At 70.6% G+C, this 10378-nt stretch carries 9 protein-coding genes; 3 read left to right on the top strand and 6 right to left on the bottom strand.

What is annotated here, in order from left to right; all coding sequences use genetic code 11:
- The coding region (locus AC08OX_RS10205) for a methyltransferase domain-containing protein (protein ID WP_476607587.1) at nucleotides 1-973 on the top strand (973 nt) is incomplete at its 5' end.
- A gap of 195 nt (nucleotides 974-1168) precedes the next feature.
- Here the strand turns inward: AC08OX_RS10205 and AC08OX_RS10200 are convergent.
- Together AC08OX_RS10200 and AC08OX_RS10195 are read right to left on the bottom strand one after the other, a co-directional pair.
- Nucleotides 1169-2011, bottom strand: coding sequence for a DUF4097 family beta strand repeat-containing protein (locus AC08OX_RS10200; protein WP_476607586.1), 843 nt, complete (start codon nucleotides 2009-2011; stop codon nucleotides 1169-1171).
- 90 nt (nucleotides 2012-2101) lie between these two features.
- Nucleotides 2102-2623, bottom strand: a complete 522-nt coding sequence (locus AC08OX_RS10195) for a toxin-antitoxin system HicB family antitoxin (RefSeq protein WP_476607585.1) — start codon at nucleotides 2621-2623, stop codon at nucleotides 2102-2104.
- Nucleotides 2624-2879: 256 nt separating this feature from the next.
- Here AC08OX_RS10195 and AC08OX_RS10190 point away from each other — a divergent pair, with 256 nt between their 5' ends.
- Together AC08OX_RS10190 and AC08OX_RS10185 are read left to right on the top strand one after the other, a co-directional pair.
- Nucleotides 2880-4454 carry a serine/threonine-protein kinase gene (locus AC08OX_RS10190; protein WP_476607584.1) on the top strand — a complete coding sequence of 525 codons (1575 nt, stop codon included), beginning with the start codon at nucleotides 2880-2882 and terminating at the stop codon, nucleotides 4452-4454.
- A gap of 294 nt (nucleotides 4455-4748) precedes the next feature.
- Entirely contained in the window at nucleotides 4749-5921 is a 1173-nt protein-coding gene (locus AC08OX_RS10185; RefSeq protein WP_476607583.1) for a glycerophosphodiester phosphodiesterase, read from the top strand.
- A gap of 53 nt (nucleotides 5922-5974) precedes the next feature.
- Here AC08OX_RS10185 and AC08OX_RS10180 read toward each other — a convergent pair whose 3' ends face one another.
- From AC08OX_RS10180 to AC08OX_RS10165, 4 genes are all read right to left on the bottom strand, one after another.
- Nucleotides 5975-6385 carry an NUDIX hydrolase gene (locus AC08OX_RS10180; RefSeq protein ID WP_476607582.1) on the bottom strand — a complete coding sequence of 137 codons (411 nt, stop codon included), beginning with the start codon at nucleotides 6383-6385 and terminating at the stop codon, nucleotides 5975-5977.
- Between the two features lie 192 nt (nucleotides 6386-6577).
- Nucleotides 6578-7735: an acyl-CoA dehydrogenase family protein gene (locus AC08OX_RS10175; RefSeq protein ID WP_476607581.1), complete on the bottom strand. Its 1158-nt coding sequence runs from the start codon at nucleotides 7733-7735 to the stop codon at nucleotides 6578-6580.
- Nucleotides 7736-7818: 83 nt separating this feature from the next.
- Entirely contained in the window at nucleotides 7819-9078 is a 1260-nt protein-coding gene (locus AC08OX_RS10170; RefSeq protein WP_476607580.1) for a CaiB/BaiF CoA transferase family protein, read from the bottom strand.
- On the bottom strand, nucleotides 9075-10289 hold the full coding sequence (locus AC08OX_RS10165) for an MmgE/PrpD family protein (RefSeq protein ID WP_476607579.1): 1215 nt from the start codon (nucleotides 10287-10289) through the stop codon (nucleotides 9075-9077). Before AC08OX_RS10165 ends, AC08OX_RS10170 begins: the two co-directional genes overlap by 4 nt.
- Between the last annotated feature and the right edge of the window lie 89 nt (nucleotides 10290-10378).

Raw genomic sequence — 10378 nt, 5'->3', positions numbered from 1 at the left:
GACCCGCGCCTTAACTCGCCTCACCGACAGCACCCGACCGGCAACGCCGGCCGGGCATTCGGCGAGCCCTCCCACGACATCACCGAACACTTACGGTAAGGGGATCATCCCGACCAGTTCGTGTAGTGCGCGGTGGGTGGTCGACCGGATGCTTGATCTCCTCGGCGTGTGCCCGGGAATGCGCGTGCTGGAGATCGGGACAGGTACCGGCTACAACGCTGCGCTTCTCGCGGTGCAGGCCGGTTCCGGTCAGGTGACCAGCATGGAAGTCGACCCGATGATAGCCGGACAGGCACGGGCGGCGTTGGACCGGACCGGCCATCCCGTGCGGGTGATCGCCGGGGACGGGACCGCGGGCTATCCGGCGGGCGCACCGTACGACCGTGTGATCGCAACAGCGTCAGTGTCGGTGGTCCCCTGTTCGTGGGTGGAGCAGACCCGGCCCGGGGGGCGGATCGTGTTCCCGTTCGCCGGTACCTTCGACGGGGCGTTGGCGGCTCTGGTCGTCGATGACGATGGTGCGGCCCGCGGCCGGTTCCACGATGAAGCCGGGTTCATGCGGCTACGGAACCAGCGGCGCGACCCGCATGTGTGGTGGCTGGGTGAGGACGACGCGGACGTCAGGCCCACCCGCCGGTATCTCCGCGAGCCTTTCGATGATGCGGCGACCGGGTTCGCGGTCGGCTTGTGGCTGCCGGGCTGCACGACCGGGGACATCGACGAAGGCGGCCCCGCGAACACCCTGTTGCTGTCTCACAGCCCGTCGCAGTCCTGGGCATCGCTGACCGCAGGCCTGGACGAGCACGAGATCACCCAGTACGGGCCGCGTCGACTCTGGGACGAGCTGGAGACGGCCTACGACTGGTGGATGAACTCCGGCCGGCCCTCCCGCGATCGGTTCGGGCTCACTGTGACTCCCGACGGGCAAATCTTCTGGCTCGACAGCCCGGACCACGCCATCCTTCTTCGCTGAGCCGGACCCGGGAGGGCGGAACGCTCCGACAGGCCGACCTGCCGGCGGCCGAAGGCCGCCCTTGAAGGGGCGCAGGTGGCACGCCGCTGGCGGCCCGACGGCACCATGCCAGCTGACCTGACCGACGCCCAGGTCAGCTGCTACGGCGCCATCGAGCGGAAGGCGTAGCCGGGCCGGCTCGCGCTTCGGGAACGGTCAGGCACGGTGGATCAGGATGTCGCCGTCGCCGGTACGGGCGCGCACCTCGACGGTCTCGTCGGTGGGCGCGGGGGCGTGGATGGCGGTCAGTTCGCTGTGCACACCGCCGCGTCCCGAGCGGACGTCCAGCAGGGCGGCGGTACCTTTCCGTACTCCCACTTCGAGCCGGCCGGAACCGGATACGAGCGCGACCGTGCCGCGCACCACTTCGCCGATCCGCACGCTGCCCGAGGCGGTCCTGGCCTCGACGCCCGCCAGCGCGCGGTCGACGGTGATGGCACCGGAGGCAGTGATCAGCCGTGCGTCCCCCGTCACCTCACCGATGGTGACGCCCCCGTTGGCCGTCTTGACTACCGCCGAGCCGTCGATCTCGCGGATCCGGATCACGCCGTTCGAGGTCTTGATCTCGGCGTGCCCGGTCGTGCGGCCCACGGACACGTTCCCGTCGGCGGTCCCCAGCCGGAGCCTGCCGGTCTGGTCAAGGTCAATGTTGCCGGTGGCGGTGTGGAAGCTGGAATCGCCCAGACGGCCCGTGCTCTGGATGTTGGTCATCGAGCTCGCCTCGACCCGCGAACCGGTGGGCAGCTCGACTGTCACGGCGACGGAGCCGTCCGACCCGAACAGCGAGCGGGCCGTCTTCCTGGGTGCTCTGAGGTGAAGCTTGCCTTTGTCATATTCGATGCAGGTCTCCCGCGCCGTCCGCACGTCGGTGTCGTGCGACGGGTCGCTCGGGCGTACCTCCACGACCGTGTCGGCACGGTCGCTCGCATTGATCCGGACGTGGCCGGTCCCGAGTTCGATGACGGCGAGGATCGGTTCGGGGGTGCGGAAAGTCGGCATGATGATCTCCTTGTAACGTCGTCATCCTGGACATGGTTTGCCCGGACGCGGTGAACGCTGGCGCGGTGAACGCGATGAACGCCGGCGTGGCTAACGCACCCAGCCGCTGTAACGCAGTCCCATCTGCTGGCCTGCGTGCGGACCGGTGCGCCGCCCCGCGGCACCGGGGTCGAGCGCGGCGCAGACGGCGTGCACCAGCCAGGCGTTGACGGACAGTCCTTCGTGCTCGGCCGCTTCATCGATGCGCGGTTTGAGACGCTCGGGGACGCGTAGCGTGATCCGCGAGGTACGTCCCTCGTCGTCCTCTGGAGCGGCGGACGGTTGCCTGACCACGGCGGCCTCGAAGTCGTCCGCATCCGAGTGGTCGGCCGGCGGTGGCGTCACGACAAAATCAGGGTCTCGCCCACGCAGGCGTACCTCGACCGAGCCCGGCGCCAACTCTCGGGTGATCTCGTCGGCGGCGGCCGACAGCGCCTCCAGCAGGGCGAGCCTGACGGCCGAGTCCAGCGGCAGGGCGAGCCGCTCGGCCAGCGCGCGGGCGTCCTCACCCGCGGCTTCCGCGGCTGCCGCGAGTTCCCGGCGGAGGTTCTCGACATACGGTGCAAGGTCCATGGCGCCATCATGGCACCAAGTTGACGTCATATGCAAGCTCTGGCGGCCAGTAAGACGTCACAGGAGCGGTCGCAGATGACGTCATGGACGCCGTCACCTCGGCTGTCCGGCCGGTACGGCTGCCGGCGGGCGGTCGCGCACCCTCGTCGCGTGCGACGACTACGAAAAGTAGCGATCGTCGGGGTGCTCTCATCACTGTCGCAGGCCTCGGCGATAGTGGGGCGACCCGCTCGGTGGCGGCGGTGAGCAGACGGGGGTGGATGTGCCGGGCGACGCGCACGGCGTCAGGATGCAGCCGCCGCGGGCCACGGATCCGGGGTCGCTGGGCCGGCACCGGGTGCTGGGCAGGCTCGGTGCCGGCGGGATGGGTGTGGTCTACCTGGCCGAGGGGCCCCTCGGCCAGGTAGCGGTCAAGCTGATCCGACCGGAGTACGCCGACGATCCGCAGTTCCGGGCGCGATTCCATCGCGAGGTCCAGGCGTGTTTCCGGGTCGGCGGTGCCCACACCGCCCGGCTCGTCGACTTCGAGCTGGAGGCCGAACGTCCATGGCTGGCCACCGAGTTCGTCGACGCCCCGGACCTCGCCGCCCAGGTCGCGGCGGCAGGCCCCCTGCCCACCGGGGAGCAGATCATCCTGGCGGCCGGGCTCGCCGAGGCGTTGGCGTCCATCCACGCGGCCGGCCTGATCCACCGCGATCTCAAACCGTCCAATGTGCTGTGGACCGCGGACGGGCCGAAGGTCATCGACTTCGGGATCGCCGCGGCGGCCGAGGCGCGCCCGCTGACCGCGGTGGGCGGAGTCGTCGGCACGCCCTGGGTGGCTCTCGCCGGAGCAGGCCACAGGCGGGGAGGTCACCGCCGCCAGCGACGTGTTCGGCTGGGGGCCCTGGTTTGCTTCGCCGCCACCGGCCAGCCGCCGTTCGGCAGCGGCTCCGCCGACGCGGTGGCGTCGCGGATCGCGGCCGCCGAGTTCCAGATCGACTTCGACCGGCTCGCTCCGGAGCTGCACGCGCCCGTCCGCGAGGCACTCGACCGCCAGCCGCCGCAACGGCCCACCGCGTTCGACCTGTGCGAGCGGCTCGTCGGTCACGCCCGGGGGGCGCGGATCCCGGTGACGCGCATCCTTCCCGACGCCGCCCGGACACCCACCCCACCGGCTGCACCGCAGATCCCGGCTTCATCCGAGCCGCGGGCACGCCGTCGCCGTCGCTGGCTGTTGGTGGGCGCCGGCACCGTCGTGATCCTCGCGCTCGCGGGGGCGCTCGCCGCCGTGCTGGTGATCGGGGGCGACAACTCGAGCGCGGACAACTCGAGCGCGGACAACTCGGCGAGTGGCCGGCAGCCCTTCACCGCCGACGCGCCGTGGCGTCTCGCTATCATCGACCAGATCGAGGGCACCGACAACGGGTGCACGATCACCGTGACCAGCGACAGCACCGGCGAGCAGAAGGCGATCAAGGAGGTCTACGGCGCGAAGACCTTCCAGGTACCGCTTGTCGGCGGTTTCCACTGGCGGGCCAACGACCCCGGGTGCTCGGTGACGGCCCGCTCCGGATCGGGGACGGCCGTCCTGCCCTTCGCCCAGCAGGCCGGCACCGGCGACACCGACGCGTTCGAGGTCCCCTCGGGCCTTGTCCGGGTCGAGGTCGTGGACTTCGCCGGCTCGGACGACTGCGGGCTGCAGCTCCACGACGCCGCCGACGGCCGGGAGATCAGCTTCGGCACCGCGGCCCGCGGCGGTCCGCCGTTGCTGCTGGACCCGAGCGGACGCACCCAGGTCTACCTGGCCAATCTCACCTGCGGTGTCCGGGTGTCGGCCGCCCCGGGCTGAGCGGGTTCTGTTCCCCGCTGCCCGGCACAGCACCGTAGCGGCCCGTACCGACCGGGCGGCCGTAGGGCCGCTCGTGTCACCGCGGTCCGCACGTTGACGGAGGCGGGCTGGCCGAGGTCGTCACCGTTGCGCGCGGCTGATGGTTACGGCCGGCTGTTCGTGCGCCAGGTTCATCAAAGTGCCATCTGGGCGACCACGGCGGGTAACACGTGGTCCGTTCGTTGGTCGGCTGTTTCCGGTTGGCTTTATGGGCGCTCCGTCGGCGAGGGTCATCGCCGCTGCGCTGGAGGACTTGTGGACCGTCGTCGCGTGCTCGCGGGGATCGTCGCAGCGCCTTTCGCCGCCGTCCCTCTCCTCGTCCCGGTAGCCGCGTCGGTCGCCCCGGCGGGCGCCCTTGGTTCCGGCGGTGGCCAGCGTCGCCCGACACTGGTGATCGGGCATCGGGGAGCGGCCGGCTACCGCCCGGAGCACACCCTGGCCTCCTACGAACTGGCCGCCCGGTTGGGTGCCGACTTCGTCGAGCCGGACCTCGTGTCCACCAGGGACGGCGTCCTGGTCTGCCGGCACGAGCCGGAGATCGGCGGAACCACCGACGTCGTCGCGCATCCCGAGTTCGCCGCCCGCCGGACGACGAAGATTCTCGACGGCGTCGCGACCACCGGCTGGTTCACCGAGGACTTCACCCTGGCCGAACTGAAGACGCTGCGCGCCAAGGAACGGCTGCCCGAGGTCCGCCCGCGGAACACCAGGTACGACGGCCAGTTCGAGATCCCGACGTTCACCGAACTGCTCGACCTGCGCGCCCGGCTGTCCCGGGAACTCGGCCGCGAGATCGGCGTCTACCCGGAGACCAAGCACCCGACCTACTTCGCCAAGGCCGGCCTGCCCTTGGAGCGGCGGCTGCTGGACATCCTGGTCCGGTACGGCCTGAACCACCGGGGCGCGCCGGTGTACGTCCAGTCCTTTGAGACCACGAATCTCTGCGAGCTGCGCACACTCGGCCTGCGCACGGCCTCGGTACAGCTGCTGTCCGCCACGGGCGCACCGTTCGATCTCGTCAATGCCGGCGACCCGCGGACGTACCAGGATCTGTCGACGCTGGCCGGGCTGTGGCAGATCGCCCGCTACGCGAACGGCATCGGCCCGGACAAGCTTCAGATCATCCCCCGGGCCGGGGACGGGACGCTGGGTACCCCGACCTCCCTGGTCACCGACGCCCACGCCGCCGGGTTGGTGGTGCACCCGTACACCTTCCGCGCGGAGAACACCTTCCTCCCGAAGGACTACCAGGTGGGCACCAGCCCCAGCGACCTCGGCCGGGCCGTCGACGAACAGGTCGCCTATCTCAAGACGGGCATCGACGGGCTGTTCACCGACCAGGCCGATATCGGCGTCCGCGCCCGGGCCGTCGCCGCCGGCCTTCCGAACCCCGGACCCCCACCGGCCGGCCACCACGCCACTCAGTGACCCGCCCCACTCAGTGACCCGCCGGCAGGTCCGCCTCGACATCGGACAGCCGGTTAACCGAGGGTCGGAAGCACCCGTTCGAAGAATTCGTGGTGACCGGCGAACGTGAGCTCCAGCCGGGTGAACTCGTGCGGCGTCACCCAGCGGGCGTCGCTCACCTCGCCCGGGTCGAGGATCAGTTCCTCGTCGGATCCGACCTCGGCGGTCCACCAGCGCAGCTGGTAGCTGCCGTCGTCGGTGTCGCATTCCCAGACCTTCGCAAGGGGGGTGACCGCCAGCCCCACCTCCTCACGGACCTCGCGAACCAGCGCCGCCGCCTGGCTCTCGCCGGGCTCGATCCGGCCGCTCAGCGGAGCCCAGTAGCCCGGTCTCCGCGCCTGCGGCCCACGCCGGATGACCAGTACGCGACCGGCTCTCAGCAGCACCGCGACCACGGCCTGCCGTTTGCCCACCGCTGCCGTCACGGGAACCAGGGTAGGGAGGAGGCCGGCGTCGCGACGGAAAAGTGTGGAGGGTTGAGTGTGGAGGGTTCGGCACGGCCCGCAGGTCGTGAACCGTGCCTGACCCTCCGCGGTTCAGCCGACACCATGATCGGGAGGATCGCCGGACGTCGCCGGATACGGACGGCGACCGTGCTGGTCAAGGGATGATTCCCATCAAGGGGTGATTCCCCCTCGGGCGACGAGCTGGGCGGCGATGACGTTGCGCTGGATCTCGTTGGTGCCTTCGCCGATGATCATGAGTGGGGCGTCACGGAAGTAGCGTTCGACGTCGAACTCGGTGGAGTAGCCGTAGCCGCCGTGCACCCGGACCGCGTTGAGCGCGATCTCCATCGCGGTTTCCGAGGCGAACAGCTTGGCCATCCCGGCTTCCAGGTCGCATCGGTCGCCGGCGTCGTAGCGGTCGGCGGCCAGGAGCACGAGCTGGCGGGCGGCGGTGTACTTGGTGGCCATGTCGGCGAGGTAGTTGCCGATGGACTGGTGTTTCCAGATCGGCTTGCCGAAGGCCTCGCGTTCCTGGGCGTAACGCAGCGCGTCGTCCAGCGCGGCGCGGGCGACACCGAGGGCGCGGGCGGCGACCTGGATCCGGCCGATCTCCAGGCCCTTCATCATCTGCGCGAATCCGCGGCCTTCCTCGCCGCCGAGCAGCGCATCGACAGGAACATGGTAGTCATCGAAGGACAGCTCACAGCTTTCGACGCCCTTGTAGCCGAGTTTTGGCAGGTCCCTGGACACGGTGAATCCATCGCCGGGTTCGGCGAGCAGGATGCTGATGCCCCTGTGCCTGGGCTCGGCTTTCGGATCGGTCCTGCACAGCAGCGCGATCAGCTGGGAGCGGCGGGCGTTGGTGATCCACGTCTTCGCCCCGTTGACCACGTAGTGCTCACCGGCGCGGCGGGCGCTGGTGGTGAGGGCCTGCAGGTCGGAACCTCCAGCGGGTTCGGTCAACGCCATCGTGGCGCGGATCTCACCGCTGGCCAGTGCGGGCAGATAACGCAGCTTCTGCTGCTCGGTGCCGAAGGTGAGGATGAGTGTGGAGACGACGGTGTGGCCACCCATCGCGCCGGCCAGGCTCATCCAGCCGCGGGCGAGCTGCTCGGTGACCTGGACGTAGCAGGGGGTGGAGACGGCAACCTCGCCGTAGGGTTCCGGAATGGCCAGGCCGAAGATGCCGAGCTTTTTCATCTGCTCGATGAGCTTCTCGGGATAGTCGTTGGCGTGTTCCAGGTCCCGGGCGACCGGGCGGACCTCCCGATCGACGAAGTCGCGCACGGTGTCGACGATGGCTTGTTCTTCTGCGGTCAAGGTACTCACGCCGGGTCCTCTTCGGCTGGTCCTCTTGGATGGCTCTTGGATGGCTGGTCCTCTTTGAGTGGGGGGCCGGGGGTCGGCGGAGGTCAGATGACGCCGTCGGCACGGAGTGCGGCGATGGCGTTATCGGTGCGGCCCAGGCTGCGCAGGATGGTGTCGGTGTGTTCGCCGAGGGCGGGAACGGGGTTCATCACCGGGTCCAGGTCGGTGAGGGTGGCCGGGGGCAGGAGGGCTCCGATGTCGCCGCCGGGGGTGGCGACGGTGCGCCACCGGTCGCGGCCAGTCAGGACGGGGTGGTCGAGGAAGTGGGCGACGGAGTTCAGTCGGGCGTTGGCGATACCGGCTTTGGCCAGCAACGCCAGCACTGTGCCGGTATCGAGCGCGGCGAATCGGTCCGCGATCACCCCGTTGAGGGCGCCGCGGTGGGCGACGCGTGCGGAGTTGGTCGCGAAGCGGTGGTCCTCGGCCAGGGTCGGGTCGTCGAGCACGATCCGGCAGAAGGCGTGCCATTCGCGTTCGTTCTGGATGGCCAGCAGCACCGTCTGGTCCTCGGCGGTGGTGAACGGGCCGTAGGGGGCGATGGTGGCGTGCTGAGCGCCGACCCGTGCAGGTTGCCGCCCGCCGTACCGGGTGTAGTAGGCCGGTGAACCCATCCACTCGGCGAGGGCCTCGAACAACGACACCTCGACCGCGGAGACCGACCCCGTGGTGGCGCGCCGGTAGAGGGCGGTGAGGATGCCGGTGTAGGCGTACATGCCGGCGGCGATGTCGGCGACCGAGATCCCGGCCTTCGCCATCTGGTCCGGGCTACCGGTCAGCGACACGAGGCCGGTCTCGCACTGCACGAGCAGGTCGTAGGCTTTCCGGTCGGCCCAGGGCCCGTCGGTACCGTAGCCGGAGATCGTGCAGGGGATCACCCGAGGGTGCCGGTCGGCCAGGGACGAGGCGTCGAGGCCGAGGCGAGCGGCGGCGCCGGGGCCGAGGTTCTGCACCAGCACGTCGGCCCCGGCCAGCAGCTCCTCCAGAACCGCGCGCCCCTCGGCGGTTTTCACGTCCAGGGTGAGGGATTCCTTGGAGCGGTTGAGCCACACGAAGTAGCTCGACTGGCCGTGCACCGACACGTCGTAGCGGCGGGCGAAGTCGCCGCCGTCGGGCCGTTCGATCTTGATGACCCGCGCGCCGAAATCAGCCAGCTGGCGGGTGGCGAACGGGGCCGCGACGGCCTGTTCCAGGCTGACCACGGTCACCCCGGCCAACGGCAGCGGGACGTGCGGCGAAGGGGAGCCCGGCGCGGCGCCCGACTCAGTGCGGTGCCGCTGGTGCTCGGTCATGTGGTGCTCGGTCACGTCAGGCCGCTCCTTTGGCCAGGCAGGTGGTCTGCCAGCAGCGTCGCGGCACGCGCCCAGTCCAGTCCGGTCAGCAGCGCGGGAACGTCGGGGCCACAGTCGGCGATCTTGGCGTGCAGGTCCTGGTCCGAAGGTGGCCGCCCGGGCGACCCGGGTGGCAGCCGCTGGCTCACCGAGTACCGGGCGCCACCGCTGAGGGTGAGCGTGATATCGATGCGGCCGGAGAGCAGCCCGTCACCGCCGGGGGTCTCGGTGACGGCTACGAGCTGGAGCAGACGCTGGGCTTCGGGTCGGGTCACGGCGAGGTCGGTGAAACTCCCGAAGCCGGGATGGGGGTCCAGCAGGGCGGCGGCGATGGCATATTCCAGGCTGAACTTCCCCTGCAGCCCGGTGCGGGGCCGATGGTGGATCAGTGGCTGCACCGCGCCCGCGGGTGTGCTCACCTCGATCGCGGTGATGCCCGAGGCGACGACGTCGGCAGGCAGGTGCTCGCGCAGCGCGCTGATCGGGCGTTGCAGTGCGTAGCAGCAGGGAAAAATCTTGATCGCCAGCCCGCCGGGCACCGCCGGGCCGGTCACGTCGATGCGGTCCGGGTCGCCGCCGACCAGTCGTAGCCATGCGTCCAGCGCGGTCGGATCCGCGGTGGCGCCGGCGGCGGCCAGCCTCGCCGCCCGAACTCCCGCGTCGGCGGCGAAGCCGACCTGCAGGGACTTGCCGGCGGAACCGAATGCCCGCTGCACCCCGCCGGCCGCGGGAACCGAGAGCGCGATCGCGGTGGCGATCCGCTCGGCCGACAGGCCCAGCGCCACCGACGCGGACACGGCGGCGGCCGGCGCCCCGGCCGTACAGGTGGCGTGCCATCCGCCGGCATAGTGCGACCAGCCCAGCGCCACCCCGAGCCGTGCCATCATCCCGGCCCCCGCCAGGTAGGCGCGGGCGTCCCCGCCGACGGCCAGCGTCGCGGGGACGCACACCACGCTGATGTGGGTGGTCGACTCCAGGTGCAGGTCGTCGAAATCCAGGACGTGCCCGACCGCCGCCCAGCGCGCCGCGTCCGGCAGCCCGGCCGACAGCGCCACCAGATCGTCCTGCCGAGCGGCGAGCGTGACCGCTATCGTGTCGAGCAGCGAGCGCTGCGCCGGGTCGAGGTCCGCGGCACTCGGCGCGTAGTCGTGCGCCCACCGGGCCAACGTCTCGGCGGTCGGTTCCATCCACAACTCCCGACTCCCGCCAGCGCGGGGCCACACCTGGATCGCCCGTGTCCGCGGCGCACATACCCGCCCGGAGAATAATGTACGGC

Source organism: Frankia sp. CoBUL1, assembly GCF_978021245.1.
This window is presented reverse-complemented; position numbering and strand designations above follow the sequence as displayed.

Excerpts from the sequence above, each read along its gene's own strand:
- AC08OX_RS10200 (WP_476607586.1), bottom strand. The coding sequence starts at position 2,011 with ATGCCGACTTTCCGCACCCCCGAACCGATCCTCGCCGTCATCGAACTC.
- AC08OX_RS10195 (WP_476607585.1), bottom strand. The coding sequence starts at position 2,623 with ATGGACCTTGCACCGTATGTCGAGAACCTCCGCCGGGAACTCGCGGCA.
- AC08OX_RS10165 (WP_476607579.1), bottom strand. The coding sequence starts at position 10,289 with ATGGAACCGACCGCCGAGACGTTGGCCCGGTGGGCGCACGACTACGCG.